Here is a 17,842-nt window from a genome sequence, read left to right on the forward strand (position 1 = left end):
GATCAGCACCCAGAACGCCTTTGCCGCACTGGCAGCCCTTAATTCCGGTGTTACCGGCTTTATGTGCACCATCCATGCCGAAAGTCCCTGGCAGGCCATTCATCGCAAGTTCGATCAGAACATTGCTTGGGCTGGGGAGACCATGCCCCGCGTGCCAGAGTTTCTGGCCGAACTGGTTGATGTGGTCGTTCAGATCAAACGTAACCCCGATGGCTGGCGGCGGATCACCGATATCTGGGAGCCGCGCAATGATCGCTATGTGCTTAAAGACGGCAAGGAGGTGGTGTGATGACTGCTCTTTACCGCCTCTCTCTACCCATCATCCTGCTTGGGATGATCACTGCCATTCTCTGGCAATGGCATCTGGCTGTTGGCTTTGATGCGCTCGATCTGCGCTGGTGGCAATGGTCGCTCGATGCCGCCACGCATCCGGCTGGTCTTCCCGATGAAATGCTCTATCCAGCGCTTTGGATCGGCATCACTGGGTTACTTTCGATGTTCGGCGTGCTGGCGCTGGCCGCTCGTGCCAATAACAGCACCCTAAAAGGAAATCGCAAGGGAGATGAGCTGCATGGCTCGGCCCGCTGGGCAAAGCTGAAGGATCTCAAGAAAGCCCGGCTGTTTCGCAAAGACGGTGTTGTCATCGGTGGCTGGCCATCCTGGTTTGGCCGGATCCGTGAACTACGCCATGACGGGCCGGAGCATGTTCTGGTCTGGGCACCAACCCGTACTGGCAAGGGTGTCAGCCTGATCCTCTCGACCTTGCTCAGCTGGCGCGAAAGCATTCTCTGTCTTGATATCAAAGGTGAGAACTTTGCCAAGACCGGTGGCTGGCTTGCCAGCATTGGTCACAGGGTATTGCGGTTTGAACCTGCCGCACCTTCGGGCTCAGCACGGTTTAATCCGCTGGCCGAAGTTCGGATCGATAGCGAACAAGATATTGCCGACTGTCAGAACATTGCCGCAATGATCATTGATCCGGACGGCAAGGGCATGTCGGGGAATTACTGGCGCGAGGAAGGCTGGGGCTGGCTCTCGGTCGTACTGCTTCACGTCATCTATCGGGTAAGGCGCGATGAAAACCGGATAGCCTGCTTTGATGACGTGAACATCTTCCTTTCCGGCATCACCGGACAACCAAGCGAAGACGGCCAGTCTGAACAAGCCGATGACAATTTCGAGCATATCCTTGCAGAAATGGCCGCCTTTGATCATGGCAAAGCTCATGTGAACAAGGAAGTTCGGCGCGGAGCCAACAGCATGATGATCAAGGCCCCGCAGGAACGTTCTGGCGTACATTCAACCGCCAAAACGCAGCTCACCGTCTTTGCCGATCCGATCATTGCGCGGAATACCGCAACCAGTGACTTCCGCCTTCATGATTTGATGAATGGTGATGCGCCAATGGCACTGTTCCTAGTTGTCTCACCTGCAGACAAGGATCGCTTGCGGCCCCTGCTGCGCATCATCCTCAACCTGTTCATGCGTCGTCTGACCGAGCGCATGGAGTTTGGGTCTGGCCAAACCCTCGCCGGATACAAACACCGCCTGCTTCTGATGCTCGATGAGTTCACCTCCATCGGCAAGCTTGAGATTTTCGAGGAATCACTGGCCTTCATGGCGGGTTATGGCCTCAAGGCCATGATCATCGTTCAGAACACCGAACAACTGTTCAAGCATTACGGACGTGATGAATCGATCATGGCCAACTGCAAAATCCGCATCGCCTTCACGCCAAACAAGCTCGAAACCGCCAAGCTGCTTTCGGACATGACCGGCAAGGCAACCATCGTTCAGAAACGCAGATCGCGCTCTGGCCGGATGGGCGACCTCGGATCTGTCTCGGACAATCTTGCCGAAACCTCCCGCCCGCTTCTCACCCCTGATGAATGCATGCGCCTCCAGATCATTGATACCGAGGGCCGCAAACCCGTCCCCGGCGATGCCCTGATCTTTGTCGCCGGTCTGCCGCCCCTCCTTGGCCGCCAAAAGCTCTATTTCCTGGATCGCGAGCTTTCTCGCCGTTCGCAAATGACACCGCCCCAAATGGCCCTCTCTTCCATGCCTCCCGCCTCTCTCAAAGGAACCAAACCATGAAGTCACCAAACACACCTAGCACCACTGCCTCCTCTGCAACCCTCCGTGACCAGGACTATCTCGCGCTGGCCTCTTCCATGATCAATGCCGAAAGCCAGATTGGCCCGGTCCCCGTCGATCCGGATATTGCCGAAGCCATGGGCGCATTCTCCGAAGACGCGCTTTCCGCTGACGACGCACTCGACAGTCATTTTGACGGCATCGATCCGACTGCTGATGCGGAGGGCTCGCACCATGGCTGAGAAGAAAAGCTATCGCGATCAGGTGGTCGAAGAACTGCTTGGCCATATCGAAGCGGGCACCGCCCCCTGGCAAAAGCCATGGGAACCGGGAAAGGTCCGTATGGCACCGTTCAATCCGGTCTCCGGCAAAGACTATCGCGGCATCAATGCGCTCTGGCTTGAAATGCGCGGGCGCTCCGACCCGCGCTGGATGACCTATCGCCAAGCGACTGCCCAGGACGCGCAAGTCCGCAAGGGCGAAAAAGGCACCATGATCGAATATTGGAAATGGTCTGAGCGCGAGAAGGTGCTTGATGACAATGGCAAACCGGTCCTTGACGACAAGGGTGTCGCCAAAACCCGCGATGTGCGGTTGGACCGGCCACGAGTGTTTCATGCTGTCGTCTTCAATGCCGAACAGATCGATGGCCTAGCACCCTACATTGCCCCCGAACCAACCTTCAGCCCGGTTAAACGGGCCGAACAGATCCTCAATCAGGGCAATGTTCCAATCTTCCATGATCAGAATGACCGGGCCTTTTATCGGTCCTCGACAGATGAGATCCACATGCCTCATCAGGCGGCTTTCAAAGGCCAATACGAATATTACGCCACAGCCTTGCATGAGCTTGGTCATGCCACTGGTCATGGATCACGCATGGCCCGCGAGTTCGGGCCGTTTGGCTCGGAAGTTTACGCCAAGGAAGAACTGCGCGCCGAGATCGCAAGCTACATGCTGACCACCGAGCTTGGCCTTGGCCATTACCCGGAACGGCATGCGGCCTATGTCGGCTCCTGGATGAACGCTATCAAGGAAGATCGCAATGCGCTGTTCACCGCTGCGCGGGATGCAGAAAACATCCGCACCTGGATCATGGAACCGGATCTGCGTCAAAGCCTGATCCCGGTGAAAGCCAAAGAACAAGTCAAGACCATTGCACAAACCGCGGCTGTTGAACGGCAGAAGGAAAATGCCATGAGTGATGAGATGTCACAGGCTCCGAACCAGGACACCAGTACCGAACGCAAGCGCATCTATCTCAATGTACCGTTCAGTGAGAAGGATGAGGCCAAGGCACTCGGCGCAAAATGGGATCGGCGGGTCAAGGCATGGTATGCGCGCGATGATATGGAGCTTGCACCCTTCAAGCGCTGGCAGGAAACCATAGCCAGAACCCCTGAGCCCAAGATCAGCCCGGAACAGGAATTTGCCCAGGCGCTTAAGGAAAACGGCCTGATTCTCGATGGGCCACCGACCATGGATGGCAAATGGCATCGGGTTGCGGTTGAAGGAGATCGCAAGGGCCAGAAAAGCGGTTCCTATCGTGGGTTTCTTGAGGGTCTTCCGGCAGGCAACATCACCAATTACAAGTCCGGACAGGATCCGCTCAAATGGGTGGCGACCGGCACCAAGATCGATCCCAAGGAACTCGAACAGGCCAAAGCCGAAGCAGCTGCTCGTAAGGCGGCCCAGGAACAGGAACTCCGTGCGCAATATCGCGCCGTGGCAAAACGGGCTTATGGGATTTTCCAGAACGCAGAAGCAGCACCGGCCAATCACCCCTATCTTGAGAACAAACAGGTGCCTGCTGGTGATCTGCGCATTGATCAATCCGGCAACCTGCTCATGCCGATGGCCAATGAGAAAGGCTTCATCGAGAACATCCAGACCATTCACCCCGATGGCACCAAGATGTATCTCAAGGACGGCAAGAAGCGCGGCCTGATGCATGTGATCGAGGGCGACCCAAAAGGCCCGATGATCGTCACTGAAGGCTATTCCACCGGTCAAAGCCTGCATATGGCCAGTGGTCTGACGGTGGTGGTCGCACTTGATTCCGGCAATCTGACACCGGTGGCCGAGGCCCTTCACAAGAAGCATCTGGATCGCGCCCTGGTGATTGCGGCTGATGATGACCATGCCAAGCAGATCAATGCCGGGGTCAAGGGAGCCGAACGGGCATCTGAGCTTACCGGCGCGAAGATCCTGCGTCCGGATCTGAGTGATGAGGAAAAGGCTAAGGGCCTGACCGACTTTAACGACATCCATCGGGAACGCGGGATTGAGGCGTTGAAACGCTTTGTCACCGAACAGCTCGGCATGACCAAACCGAAAGCCAAAGCCAGAACACGGGGGCGCGAGCAACAGGCTGCCAGCTTGGCCATCTGATCCCCGAACGCCGGTGGCGCAATGTACGCCACCGGCACCTTTTTATCGATACTGGAACCATGCCATGGCCACCGACCGCCACGTCATCAAAACCTATTTGAACGACGAAGAGAAAGAACGCATCGATCAGCTGGCCCATCAAATGCGCCTGTCCCGCTCGGAACTCCTCAAACGATTGTTGATGAATACCAAGCTGCCGAGTGCCAGCGACTTTGCAGCATGGCAAGGCATTCGGGATTTGCTTAAGGTCAACGCTGACCAGGCAAGGCTCGGGAACCTGTTCAAACTCGCAGTTGATGAGCCGCTTTCAGCAGATCTTCTCAAAAAGTTCGATGATCTAATCCGCGAGATTGAAGAAACACAGGCAGAGCTCAAAACCGCGATTGGCGAGATCCGTGATCAGCTTCAGCCAGGCATTCGCAAGCAGGGCAAGTCATGATCGCGACTAAGATTGGCAAAAAATCAGGGGTGCCAGATAACTACACGCGCCTTGGCGAATACATCGCCGCAGCCGAAGAAAAAGGAGAGAAACTTCATCAGTTCTGGATACGCAACTGCGATGCAGGCACAAATATCGGGGATCTTGATCTGGCCCTTCTGGAGATCGAAGCGGTTCGTCGGCTAAAACCTGATATTGCCGATAAAACCTATCATCTTGTCGTCTCATTCCGGTCTGGTGACCAGGATAAACTAACCAAGGATGATCTGATGGCAATCGAGGCGGAATATGCCAAGGCACTTGGATACGCAGATCATCAGCGGGTAGCAGGAACGCATATCAATACAGATAATTTCCACATGCATATCGCCTTTAACAAGGTGCATCCGGAAACGCTCAAGGTCATTACACCGCATAGGGACTTTAGGATTCTCGCAAAAGTCTCGCGTGAGATGGAAAAGAAATACGGCCTCACCATTGATCCCGGTATGACTGATGGCATGGAGCGTGATCCCAACAAGCTCTCACCGGCAGCACGGAACTATGAAGCCCACACATGGCAGGAATCATTCCAGCGGCATGTGTTGAAACATCGTGAGGAGATACTGGAAGGTTTGGGCAAGGCCAGGAACTGGCCGGAAGCACACGAGGTTCTGGCCAGATATGACATCAGGATCAAACTGCGTGGCAACGGGATGGTGTTGATGAGCCCGGATGGTCAAGCGATGAAAGCCAGCCAGTTGAACCGATCTTGTAGCAAGAAGAAACTCGAAGAACGGTTTGGGGCGTTTGAAGCACAACAAAACAAACAGCCAAGCAAAAGTGGACACAAGGCTAGAACGAGACATCATTACAAGCCCCGCCCACTTGTCCGGCATCGCAATACCCCTGCCCTCTGGCGGCGCTACCTTGGCCAACGGAAGCTCCTCCCCCGGCAGCCCAGCCTGGCGGCACGGGCCTTGCGGAACTGGAAGATGTTTTTGCTCATGGAAGCCGATCAGGATCCGCTGGCGATGGTGTTGATCATGGCGCATCGGGAGATGCTACGCACTCTGCCCCCTACCCCGTCCATCAGTAGCAGGCTCTTGGAAAAACGCGGAATCCATAAATCGTCGCTCCCGACTTAATCATCCTTTACATATTTGCAATCAACATCCCCGCGCGTGCGGGGAACAGGGACCCTTCTTTGTCCGGTTCCCAATGTTCTTTCGGAAGGCGGTAGGGAGAATTCGGAATTGCTGCATCCAAGAAACTTTATGACGTCGCGGAATTTCCGATTTTCAAACATAGCTCACCATCGCAGCCAAATAGGGGAGGGGAAACGACCACCGTCCTGTATGGCAACGTCGAAAGGCAGATTTTGCAGTGCACGAGCCTGCTCTTCCGGACGCGCGTCGTGATTGAAGCGCGCAGAACGTCCGGATGCCTCTCTCCATGCGCCAAATCCCTGATCGAGTGAAAGCCTTACCTCAGATCCATCTTCAAAGGAGAAGCGGAAGAAACGTGCATGAGCGCAATCGGACTTCGTTCCAAGCATGATCGAGGCTCCAGGGAACAGCTCGGACAGCACCCTCCTACGAAGCTCATCCGTCTCCCAGTTATGCCAAAGAAGATAGCCGCGACGTTCCGAGGAGCCGAGAGTTTCCGAAACGATCTCTAGGCGCGTATTCTCATTGCGCAAAGGAAGCGTGCGCCATGCCTCAAACAGCAGGCGCGCCGTCACGGGGGAGCGCATGTAGCGGTCGTTGTAGGTGACTTTTTCTAACTTCGAAGATCCTGCGAATATCTGCGGTCGCAGGCTCTTCGCAATTGCCCACAAACGGCTACCGAATTTAGTCACGGGACCATCGAGCTCTGTCGTCACGTCCTTTTGAGCAGAATTTCCCTCACCATAGGCTGTAACTTTCGCCAAAGACAGGGGCTCGCTGAGTTCATTCGGCGCAGATGGACCACACACAGCTGGCGCGCGCTCCACTCTACCCCAGTGACGATTAACATGACACGCCTGATCATCAGACGAAGCAATCGCGATCTCCTGCCCTTCGAAGCGAGCCTCAGCGAGGATTGCCGCGCCCCGTGCCTTGGGCAATACGTCGACGACATGCAGGCTCGCTTGCGACCGGGTGACAAGGCGCACCAGATCAAGCTTGTGCGACATCTCCAGACGATTCACATCGGCAGATCGCATCACAATCGCAACCGGAACACCTGCACGCCCCAACTCCTCGGCAACGCGGGCAGCGGGCCACTCGGCCACGTCCCAGCCAGAAGGGGGATCGCTCAGGAAAAGCGCCAGCCGCTCGACTGCACCACGGGCCGCCTGGCGCCCGATCCATTCGGCAATCGTACGCGTAACCGCAGTACTCTCAGAACCAAATAGCTTCAAATCCTCCGGCAAATCGAGGCGTGGCAGTATCTCGGATCTTAGAACCTCAAGTGCGCCGGAACGGTCCATCGCGGTCCCGAATTGAAGGTCGCGGCGCAACACGCATTCCGGACATCCCGATGCGCATTTGGCAGGACAATCAAGTCGAATCGCGGCATCTCGCAAGAGGTCCGGAAGATCACGCTCCGCAGCTGAGGCAAAACCGGCCCCTCCAGATGCCTTGTCGTAGAGGAAGACGGAGCTACGGCGTGCTTCATCAGGACGGAGGCTGGGTGCGACGGCCAATCCCATTGTTTCCGCATCCACGCCCAACCGTGCGCCAAGTGCCTCTCGTAGGGCAGCGCCAATGGCTGCGGCCTGTGCTTTCCCCGTCTCGGTAGCGGGCAAGACATCAAGCTGCAATTCGAACACGTCGGTGGCCATTTCTGTCCCGAGCTTCACACGCCGCCGTATCTTGCGTGACGCATCATCATTTGCCGGACAAAGCCCGTCGTGGCGCGGGTTGTCACGCAGCTTCTGCAGCGGCCGATGCCCAACCATTCCGGCTGGCAATCGCGGTTCATCGTCACCGATCTCCGCCTCGGCACGCCCACAAGCGATGCAGACAGCATAGCCACAACCATTTTCCCCCGACGCAGTGATCAACACACGCCCTTCCCTCGCCGTGCGATAGCGGCCGACTTCCGGATCCGGCAAAGAAACCCAAGCCTCGGGCTCTGCCGAAACTCGCGGTGCGTCGGGGGCCACATAGGCAAGTTGCTCATAGGCACTATGCGGCCGCCGGTTGCCAAGAAAGCCCGAAGGACGTAGCAACTCCGTCCGCTTTAGCGGAGTTCCACAGCGCCGGCAATCTGTCTCCTTGTACCTCGAGGTTACAAACAGGTTGCAAGACTGGCAGGTAAACAAAAAGCGCAGATCTTCGACCGAGCCGGGGTCATTGCGATTGCCCCAAGTGGGCAGCACACCGTCCGAACGATACACCAATCCGTCGATCACCACTTCACATCCAGGCGAATACTCCCGGATAGCCATATCCAACGGACGAGACGGACCAGGCTCGCCGACGCCCTTCCCTGTGTGATCGAAAGATACCACGTCCACTGGGAATCCATAAGAAGGTGTAAAACCACGGCGGGCAAGTTCGGTCATCATGAACTCCTCCCGCATACGCTTGGCGCGCTTTTTATAAAGCCAATGCGCCGGGTCCGTATCAGGATAAGCCGCCTGTGCCTCCATCAACTGCTCATATTCCTCACGCCAACGGTTTCTCATCCGGGAGAAATCGGCCTCGGTGCGTGACACCAACCCGATATGATCAGCAAGGCATGTTCCCGTCACCAACCTGTCAAGGGCCTGAGCTACATTGTCCTGCGTGCCCCAATCCCCCTTGAGCGCAGCGAGGAAATCATCGGCCATGCTGTCGGGAAAAAACGGCGCGTCCGTTTCTTCTGTCGCCCCCATGAACGAGGCCATGTTGGTTTTCACGCTCGTTCCGCCGCCTTCACGCAGGAACACCCCCAACAGCGCCGCATTGACGTGGCGCTGCACAAGAATCGCGGAATCCAACCGCACCTGTGGAGCGGCGACCTCAGCACCAAGCAAACGCGCGGGATCGCGAAAAATCATGTTGTCGAGCGGCAGATCCTTGCAGAAGGTAAAGGCCATAGCCCATGGCTCCCCACGTCGCCCTGCGCGACCGATGCGCTGACGATAATTCGCCGGTGCTGGAGGGACATTCGTATTCACGACTATACCCACGTCAGGAATATCAACGCCCATCTCCATCGTGGTAGAGCAGTTCAATACGTTGATCCGGCCCTCGCGGAAGGCATGCTCGTAGGTTTTCAGGCTCTCTCGATCAATCTGCGCGGAATGCTCCTGCGCGCGAAGGAAGGGCGTGAACTCGACCGTGCGATCGTGCAGGTTTGTCCAATGTCCATCAAGGCGCAGCGACGCAATCGTCGGATCACTTAGGAGCCAGTCGCGCAACTCAGCTCGCTGCTCAGCTAATATCCCCTCGGGCACCGCCTCGGGCAATGTAGGCATGGCTATAGCGCGGGCAGGTTTGTCACCTGTCACCGCATTCAGCGACACGCCCGCTGGCGCGAAAGGTAGAAGGCGTCCCGTGACAGGACATTCGAAAGCCGTCTCGAGGGGCGAAATCGCGACTTTCTTGAAGTCGAGACGCCAGCCCCCCGGCGCAACCCGTACAATAGAACTCGCTTTGCACAGTGTGTTCCATATCGCGCTCAGAACGGTCGCCGCTCGCTCCACATCGACTGCGCTATCCATGCTCCCACCGATCAGCCGATAAACCAACCGGACAAGGTTCGAGCGACCAGAATGCGCTGACGGAAAGAAGCGTGGGTTGTCGACACCTGAGACGTCGTCTTTGGACAGGCCAGGTTCTACGACGACCCCCAAGGCACTGCGCGGCGATATCCAATGACGAACGTCTGCGGGTTCTTCGGGCAGGCAAATGGCCAGATTGGTTCTGAAATTCAGATCCACCGCCGCGTGCAACAAGTCGGCCCATACGCTTTCGTCATGCCCTGCTTCCCGCAAGGATTCAGGAACGGACAGACGCGCCTGCGCATTAATCTCGGGAAACAAAAGTCGGGCGAACCCCATCGTTTCCACGTTGTTCTGCAACCGCGGCCTGCGGAAGAGTTCACGGTAAAGAAAGAGTTCGGCCAAAGCAGTGGGATGCGTGGCCAAGGCGTCGTCGCCCTTCGACGGCCGATCTTTCCAAACAGGACGAGCGAAATTGCGGAACTCTTCGTTCTGTGCGATACGCTGGACCATCTCCGACCATGGCACGGGTTTAAGAGCCCCTTCGGCCTCACGAAGCACCGCTTCCTGTTCCGCCAAGCTGGTAGCCAGCAATGGGTTGGATTCGGCCATCGGTCTTAGCGCTTCAATGGTAGCCCGGGCCTGAGCCGCCTTCTCCGGGTTGCTCTCCCGATTCTGGACAGAGTGATAGATGATTGCGCGAGTAAGAGCACGCTCGGCGTCTTGTTGAAGTTTTGCCGAAAACCGTGCCGTCCCTTGGCGCGAGTCGGTGAAGGACAATAGACGGCGCCCCTCGAAGGGTACCGGATGGTCATGTCTGCTGGGCTTGGTCGCCTCGATCAATAGCGGCATCGCATTGCCCATCAGGAAGGGGGCACCGAAGCGTTGAGGGCGCACAGTAACGCTCTTTTGGCTCGCGCGCTCGCAGCAGCCTCTCTCATCCTCCACGCATATAGCGAGAGGCACAACCGGGTCACCATCTTTCGGGATCTCGAACAACTGCGCGTCTGTAAGCCGAAGATATTCGCATCCCTCGCCCGAACCGAGCCCAACAATCACGCTTTCCGACAGGTGAGGTGTCGCTGGCTCCCCGCCGTCTTCGTCAGGTTCGACATCCAGAATATAGTCGTCATCCCCCCCTTCATCCCGCGCAGGACGCAAGAAGCGATGCGGTCCGTCATTTGCCACATCTGCACGCAACCAAGGTGTTCCGCACTCGTCGCAGGCCGCAATCTCCAGCACCGGCGCACCGCAATCGCCATCACAGGTCTCACGCTCGGTAAAGTAGATCTGACCAAACGGCCAATCCCCATTTTCATCTGCAAGCGCCGCGCTCCGATTGCAACAATCCGGATTGACGCAGGCCCAAAGGCCGCCCTGTGCGCGGTGGAAGACATGCAGCCGCCACGGCGCGAGCGCGATGCCTGTTTGCGGATCTTTCGCTTGTCCAGCGGCTTCAAGGAGGCGCAACGTCCCTGCGCCATCACCGTCACGTCCCAACAGGCGCGCAGCCCTCCTCAGGCTAACACTCCCGGCGCGCATCGCGGTGCGCACCTTGCGCAGGCGCGGGTTCGGCGCGAGCGTTCGCCACAATGCATCCGGCGTCGATGGCAGCCCTATGGGATCGAGAGGCTCGTCTGTGCCCTCGGGAGGGAGAACGGGAGTCCGCTCTTGCCCTTCGATCACCTCTACTTGGTCAGGCCGTAACCCCGCCAGGTCAGCCAGAAACTGTTTAAGGGCATTCCGGCTTTTCTCCCCTTCACCGATGGTCGCCGAGGTTGCTGCGAGGCGGACATCTTCCGGCCCGGCTCCGAAGGCATCGCGCACACGGCGCAGCAAAAGTGCCATCTCGGCAGCCTGCGCCCCGACATAACTGTGCGCCTCGTCCAGCACAATCCAACGCAGCATTCCTTGGGATTTTTCAAGGATCGTTCTGTCCTGTGCACGCATCAACATGTATTCCAACATGGTGACATTTGTGACCATAATCGACGGTGGCGTCTGGCGCATGGCCCGACGCTCCATAATCTGAGCGCCACGCATCTTTGGTCCCGGCACGGTGTCATCCATATAACGATTGTAGAGCGCGTAGGACAGACGGTTCACCAGCGGATTCATCCACGCCCCCAGACGCTCTTTCTGGCTGTCGATCAAAGCGTTCAACGGATAGAGCACGATGGCCTTCACGCCCGTATCGCCGGGTTTGTGGCTTCGAAGAAGGTCATTAAGCATCGGGATCATAAAGCATTCGGTTTTGCCTGACCCCGTGCCGCTGGTCACCATGAAGCTGCGCCCCGCTTCAGCCGCCTCCCAAGCACGAAACTGGTGCAAGTAAGGCGCGACATCATTGCCTCGGCGTGGCCAACGGCGGTGATTCCTGGTGCCGTCCAATAGGAACTCCCGATCAAGCGCCGCTACCAGATCTTCCTCTAACATATTGCCTGCGAGATCATCGAGGCACTTATCCGCCCTTTCCCAAACACGAGCGGCCTCGAAAACCGGATCGGCAACAAAAGCGTCTGTCCCGCCAGCCGGACCATGCAGTCGCGCCGCGAGATCCGCACGCAGACTGCGCGAGCGCACTCGCCCCTTGCCCAATACCGCGTCAGCAGCACGATCATTCACGCGGGCAAGGATTTCGTCATATCCAGAAGTGGGCAAACGGGTCTCGTCCTTCATACTCGATCCACTCAACTTTGTTGTGATGCTAGCCAAGCAATAGTAGCCGGCAATGCAGCTTCATAACCAACTTGATCTGCCTGTGTCGCAAGTAGCAACTCGACTTTTTCTCTGGTTGTCGGCGGCGGACGCAGACCAAAGGCAATCTCGGCCACGACGATTGGTGCGTCGACCAGGCCGCGCCATTCCTCGTGGAACCCGTCGAAACCGGGAGGACGCTGCTGTGCTGCCACCCCTTGCAAAAATGGTGTATGGGACGTCTGTCGACTGATGACCATTCTTGCGTTTTCAAGTAGCATTTTCTCGGGATTTTGCAAACCGAGCGACAATTCGCCAAGGCGGCTCGCTAGCCCCGCAATCGCCATAAGATCAACCTCCTGCAACGCGAGAGCGATATGTCCCTCCAAAGCCGGACGCAAGCGCAAAATGTCAGCCGCTCGTGCAGCTACAGCGTCATGTGCTTGTTCACGGGCCTTGTCAGCAAGTTCAGGGATTGCGGCCAACCTTGCGTACAGCTCCTCGGCCTCACGGGCGAATCCTTCCGCCCAGTCTTTGGGACTGATGAAGGACCATTGCGGCCCATCGTGCAGCTCCAAGGACAAGATATCCTCAAGATCGGAGGGCCCGACCCGAAACAACAGACGCACAGCCGCAGAGGGCACTTTGGCCAATGCGTGAACCTCGTCCAACGCCGAGGGAGAGACGCCGTTGGCAAGCAACACCTCGCAAAGCGTTGCCAGACGGGAAAGATCATTTACAACGTCACCCTCCTGAAAATAGCTGGCATAGTGAGCGACACGATCATCACGTCTGGACGCACTCTGCCCCGTGGCCTCGAAAGGCTCAGGCTGCACGAATGGGCGAGGTGGCCGCATAGGCATGCCTCCCTTGCGTGGCAGAAGGAACCAACGCCCCTCGCCCAGATGCGAAAGCCCGCACGCACCGGTGATTTCCACGCGCGCGGGATCGTCGAGGTCGACAGCGGTAATTTCGAGAGAAGGATCGTGGACCGGTATATGGTTTTGAAGCACCAGCACATCCTCTCCCTCGAGCCGCGTTTCTCCCAGCACGTGACGGACGCGAAGGCGAGATGACTGATCGCCCGCCGTCACCACACGCAGGCGTAACTCGGCATCGGCTCCACCCACGACAAGCATTTTCTCCAAAAGCGGACGAAAAGCCGAAAGAGGCTGGTCGGTCGCGACCTGCACGCCAATGACCGGCGCGTCACCAGCCGAGCGACTATGCAACCGAATTCGTAGATCCGTCTGTAGACCTTCAGCTGGTAAGATCCGCCAATCCTTCAGGGACTGCATGGAAATATCGCGGTCTGACGTCAACCTTTTGCCATCAACATTCTGGAACTCACCCCGTTGGAGCGGCAAATCAAGCTTCCAGTTCAGGGACCTGGCGCCCTCGGGGCCTGCCAGCGTGACGGGCAACCGTGCCTGCTCATCGGTTGATGTTTCCAACAGCACGTCTACCACACTGTCAGCATCAGGCCGCTGTGGATCGCCCGATGCCACACGCATGACCCATCCTTGCGGCACGCCATTGACGCGAATACGCCTATAGGGATCGCCCTCGCGCGTCACCTCGCGCAGGGTGAATGTGGTCGGCACCATGTTCACCGTGACGCGCGCACCAATACCGCTTTCTTCCGTTGCCGCGAAAGTAACCCGACCGATCGTCGTCTCCGATGGAGAACCTGTCTGCCAGATATGACTGCCTGCAACCTGATAACGCAGTTTAGATCCGGTCAGTTGTCCAAATCCGCGCCCCGGCTGCCGGTGCAAGATCATCGGCACACCGCGATGCACCGGCGTGCCGCGATTGTCGAGCAGGCGATACTCCAACGGTCCGCTTGCATAAATCTCCTCGCGCGCATCCTCTTCGGCCCCTGTCTCGATCCGCGCATTGCCGCCTGCAACCAGAACGCGTCCGTTGCCCGACAACCGCCAGATCGCTCCACCGGGCACCGTCCCATCGGGTTCGGCTACAAGAGTTTCCGTGCAGTTGGGGATCTTGCCGTCTTCCAGCAGAATCCACACGTGTGGATCCCGCGTCCGTACGGCAGCATTTCCAGCATAAGCCAGAGCTGCGGCCCTACTCTCGCCCATCTCCGCCAGACGCCAAAACGTAGGGCCAGCGCCGATATCGACGGCCTCTCCGCCGGCAAGCCTCACCCTGCCGAGGAACTTGCCATCAGCCATGGCCATGAGGTCCGCCCCCGTATCCAACGAGAAACGAAAGCGCGCGGTTCGGCGTCCGCTGATCCGCCGACTCTGCCACGGACGATCCGCTCTCTCGCGGTCGAGGGCAAAGAGGAGGTCTGGTGCCGCCGATGCCAGTGCGCCAACTGGCGCCAACCGTAGCCTGCGACGCTCCGGCTCAATGTCCCGGATCAATTGCGGTCCGATTTCTGCGACCTCTTCAATTTCTATCCAGGGCCTCCAAATGTCGTCATCGCCGCGACGCAACACTCGCGTCAGTGGATCTGTAACCAACCCCTGCCGGGCCGAAACCAGGACGGCATCGGACAGCAAGCTGCGCGCTGCGGCCACATCGAGCCGTAACGAAAGGCCCTCGCGCCATCCCGGTTTAACCCGATCAAGAAACGGCTCGACATCCTGCGCAGACATGCCGTCGGGGGACAATTCCCGCAGTTCGAGCACCTCGAAAGCAAAATCCACGAAAAGCGCATGGTATTCGCGCGTGCGGTAGCCCAATGGAAGGCGCCGTGTGCGCTGTGCCGCGAAGCCGAGAGCCACGTCTCGCGGGCAGCCCAGCCCTATCCGCGACAGATCAGCTACAAGACCTACTAGCGCCGCGCGATAGCCACCCTTTTGATCGCTCAGCAGCCTGACAGGAATGCCGCCCTCGGCAGCTATGGTGTTCAGATACTGCGTCCCACTCTGAAGTTTCTGAACAGAACGCCGCATCCGCTTGAGCCCCAGAGCTGTGATCTCTCGTAGCTGTTGCTGCGAAAGTGAAACGCCAAGTGCCTTCGTAAGGAAATCCCAGGAAAGTGCGCCACCATCATATTCTTTCCGATACCGCTCCGCCGCCCACAGCACGAAGGCCGTAGCGACACTTCGATAGCGCCCCGATCTGAGGCAGTCTTTGACCTTTGTGCCGAGATTGAGATACTGGGGCTCGCTCAATCGATATGCATGTAGAGGTCGACCGTCAGGATCTATGCCTTTACCATCAGAAAACTCTCGTAAGACATTCATTATAGTCCCCCCCCAAAGATGATCATGTCTTCAGGAAAGAAGAAATTCAATACTCAATTAAACACAAAAATTCTCCAAGACCGGCCGCCCAATGATCGCGACGTAGACTGCATGAAGGAAGTTCTTGCTAATTCTTCCTGAGGCAAGTAGCTCCGTGCTCACACTACATATTTTGCTGTTCAAGGCGGGAGCCTTTTAAAAAAATCCACTTCAAGTTCAGGAATAACAACTCAATCTTTATTATTTCTAACATAGGTCACGTAAAAACCTTTGATAATCCGGTGCTCCTGTAACCGGTCGCCCAAAGAAAAACCGTCCTTTTTGATCGGTGCCTGAAAAATATCCAGCCCACGATCAAGTACGATCTTCCAGCCCGTATCGGTCGCAATGTCCCTAGCATGTGCGTTTCCGCTTTCATCAAACGCCCAAGTGAATTCCACGCCTGAGCCCACACACGCATCTCTGATTGAATCAAGCAACTCTCTCTGTTTCGCAACATTTCCGTCGTCAGGTCCCGTAACAAGGTGGATATTGACCTGATCTTCCGGCGATTTCCGCCGAATAACCATTTCGACAAACTCCATCATGTTACGTATCTGATAAAAGAAACGCACATACGGATCGGTAACGATGATCTGAGACGCGCCCGCTATATAAGGACCAAACAGACGATCATAGCTCACCCCTTTGCGGTCCTCGGTGAAGACATGATGACCCTCTTCCAAGTCCTTTGCGGAAGATGCTTTTGCAGGTTGCGAAGTTTTATCGGCCCCCGCCGCTTTGCCTTCGATCAGCGATGCAGCATCTACTGCATCCGGCTGATCCTCATGTTCAGGAGCTTGCGAAGACTTAAGGTAGTAGAATTGCGGGTATTCTTCTTCCTCTACCGTTGTGACACGACGTTTGACGCCGTCTGTCCCCAAGTAGTGAAAGTCGACTGCGGGATAAGTGCTGTCAATTCTGACAAGTTGATCCTTAACCCTCTTACGACTTTCCATCGCAATACGGAGCAGTTCCTCGACATCTGCCGCAGTCTCGCCACCATTGGGAAAGAGGAGCTTCAGGAGGCCAGACATTGTCTTGTAGATCGCGTCCCGGTCTCGTGTTGAAATCTTCTCGCTGATCCTGAAATGTAAGTCCAGTCGGTTCGAGTAATCCTCCTGACGAAGATGACGAAGGATCTCGGCCAGATAGTCGACAATGAAGCCATAGCCCTTCGTAAACATCTCGCCACGGATCACATCTATCTCCCAACCCGGCAGATAGGCATGCAGGCGATCAATGAAGGCCGAATCATGGAACTGGGGTGGCAACGCCTCGAACAGGTCGCTGTTCTTCAACATGAACGGCACGTTGTGATCCGTGTTCCCAACAAAGGCAAAACTCGCTTCCGCCCCCATCGGGCTTACCCCACGCGAGAAGGTCTTGTTGGCCATGTAGTTCTTCATGATATCCACAAGCGCCTTGTTCGCCGTTTTTTCCCGACCGGCAAACTCGTCAAAGGCAACGACGTCCCAATACCCCACCAAACCAATGCGACCATTCGAGTTATTCACGAAGAGTTTTGGTACTGTAACCTCTCCACCCGATATCAGCTGACCATGAGGCGAGAACTCAGAATAAATATGCGATTTACCAGTCCCCTTCGGGCCTAGTTCAATGATGTTATAGTTGCGCTCAACAAACGGGATCAGACGCATGAGCTGCAGGAGCTTGGCACGGCGCCCAAAGGCCTCCGGGTTGAACCCGATGCTCTGCATAAGCAGATCAATCCAATCATCGGTAGTGAAATTCCCTCGCGCTTCGCGGTAGCCTTCGTAATCGACCTTGGCGATCTGAATGGGCTTTATGGTTTCGAGTATCCAGGGTGAGATACGCGGATCGTCAGAAAACTCGTACTGAACATCAGCAATACACCAGACCCCGGTAACAAGAAGCTTTGGATGCGCTTTGATCGTGCCGCTATCGACCGCGACCTTCTTGATACCAAGGTTATCAAATGTCGCCTCGTAGCTGTCGGTCTTTTCGTTAAGAGAGACACTGATCTGATCGATAACCTTGTAGCGACCTTTCTCCTTGATGGTCGACTGAACAAGCCCTGCTTCGCTGCGATGAACATAATGCTTTCGCAGGATTTCCTTGACCGTTTCAATACCCGTCGCAATCGATGCTTCGTCATCGGTCGCGCAATATTGTCCGAGAAGATATTCAAGAACATATGTGGGAACAATAGCGTTACCCTTGACCGCCTTCACCAGATCCTTGCGCACCACAAAGCCTGCGAAATGTTCATTGATTCTGGCGTCGAGATTACTCATCAGC

General features: G+C 56.6%; 8 protein-coding genes and 1 pseudogene. 6 read left to right on the forward strand and 3 right to left on the reverse strand.

Going from position 1 to position 17,842, the window contains the following annotated elements; translation table 11 throughout:
• From B3Z49_RS14980 to traI, 6 genes and pseudogenes are all read left to right on the forward strand, one after another.
• Positions 1–289 (forward strand): annotated as a pseudogene (locus B3Z49_RS14980) (CpaF family protein); the annotation flags it as partial.
• A complete protein-coding gene (locus tag B3Z49_RS14985) occupies positions 289–2,097 on the forward strand; it encodes a type IV secretory system conjugative DNA transfer family protein (RefSeq protein ID WP_296992330.1) in 1,809 nt (602 codons plus the stop codon). The pseudogene B3Z49_RS14980 and the gene B3Z49_RS14985, both read left to right, overlap by 1 nt.
• Entirely contained in the window at positions 2,094–2,339 is a 246-nt protein-coding gene (locus tag B3Z49_RS14990; protein WP_296992332.1) for a hypothetical protein, read from the forward strand. The genes B3Z49_RS14985 and B3Z49_RS14990 overlap by 4 nt, the downstream gene beginning before the upstream one ends.
• Positions 2,332–4,488, forward strand: coding sequence for a zincin-like metallopeptidase domain-containing protein (locus B3Z49_RS14995; RefSeq protein WP_296992334.1), 2,157 nt, complete (start codon positions 2,332–2,334; stop codon positions 4,486–4,488). The genes B3Z49_RS14990 and B3Z49_RS14995 overlap by 8 nt, the downstream gene beginning before the upstream one ends.
• A gap of 64 nt (positions 4,489–4,552) precedes the next feature.
• Positions 4,553–4,927 (forward strand): plasmid mobilization protein, encoded by a 375-nt coding sequence (locus B3Z49_RS15000; RefSeq protein ID WP_296992336.1) that lies wholly within the window; start codon positions 4,553–4,555, stop codon positions 4,925–4,927.
• Positions 4,924–6,054, forward strand: coding sequence for a TraI/MobA(P) family conjugative relaxase (gene traI, locus B3Z49_RS15005; protein WP_296992338.1), 1,131 nt, complete (start codon positions 4,924–4,926; stop codon positions 6,052–6,054). The genes B3Z49_RS15000 and traI overlap by 4 nt, the downstream gene beginning before the upstream one ends.
• A gap of 164 nt (positions 6,055–6,218) precedes the next feature.
• Here the strand turns inward: traI and B3Z49_RS15010 are convergent, their stop codons facing one another.
• From B3Z49_RS15010 to brxL, 3 genes are all read right to left on the reverse strand, one after another.
• On the reverse strand, positions 6,219–12,284 hold the full coding sequence (locus tag B3Z49_RS15010; RefSeq protein ID WP_296992340.1) for a DEAD/DEAH box helicase: 6,066 nt from the start codon (positions 12,282–12,284) through the stop codon (positions 6,219–6,221).
• A gap of 11 nt (positions 12,285–12,295) precedes the next feature.
• Complete coding sequence (locus B3Z49_RS15015; protein ID WP_296992342.1) at positions 12,296–15,520, reverse strand: STY4851/ECs_5259 family protein; 3,225 nt, start codon at positions 15,518–15,520, stop codon at positions 12,296–12,298.
• Positions 15,521–15,750: 230 nt separating this feature from the next.
• Positions 15,751–17,838: a BREX system Lon protease-like protein BrxL gene (gene brxL, locus B3Z49_RS15020; protein ID WP_296992344.1), complete on the reverse strand. Its 2,088-nt coding sequence runs from the start codon at positions 17,836–17,838 to the stop codon at positions 15,751–15,753.
• Positions 17,839–17,842 lie beyond the last annotated feature (4 nt).

It is taken from the genome of Thalassospira sp. UBA1131, assembly GCF_002311515.1.
Taxonomy (GTDB): domain Bacteria; phylum Pseudomonadota; class Alphaproteobacteria; order Rhodospirillales; family Thalassospiraceae; genus Thalassospira.

Bases quoted from the DNA above. Each gene is read 5' to 3' on its own strand.
- B3Z49_RS14990 (WP_296992332.1), top strand. From the start codon at position 2,094: ATGAAGTCACCAAACACACCTAGCACCACTGCCTCCTCTGCAACCCTC.
- B3Z49_RS14985 (WP_296992330.1), top strand. From the start codon at position 289: ATGACTGCTCTTTACCGCCTCTCTCTACCCATCATCCTGCTTGGGATG.
- traI (WP_296992338.1), top strand. From the start codon at position 4,924: ATGATCGCGACTAAGATTGGCAAAAAATCAGGGGTGCCAGATAACTAC.
- B3Z49_RS15000 (WP_296992336.1), top strand. From the start codon at position 4,553: ATGGCCACCGACCGCCACGTCATCAAAACCTATTTGAACGACGAAGAG.
- B3Z49_RS15015 (WP_296992342.1), bottom strand. From the start codon at position 15,520: ATGAATGTCTTACGAGAGTTTTCTGATGGTAAAGGCATAGATCCTGAC.
- B3Z49_RS15010 (WP_296992340.1), bottom strand. From the start codon at position 12,284: ATGAAGGACGAGACCCGTTTGCCCACTTCTGGATATGACGAAATCCTT.
- B3Z49_RS14995 (WP_296992334.1), top strand. From the start codon at position 2,332: ATGGCTGAGAAGAAAAGCTATCGCGATCAGGTGGTCGAAGAACTGCTT.
- brxL (WP_296992344.1), bottom strand. From the start codon at position 17,838: ATGAGTAATCTCGACGCCAGAATCAATGAACATTTCGCAGGCTTTGTG.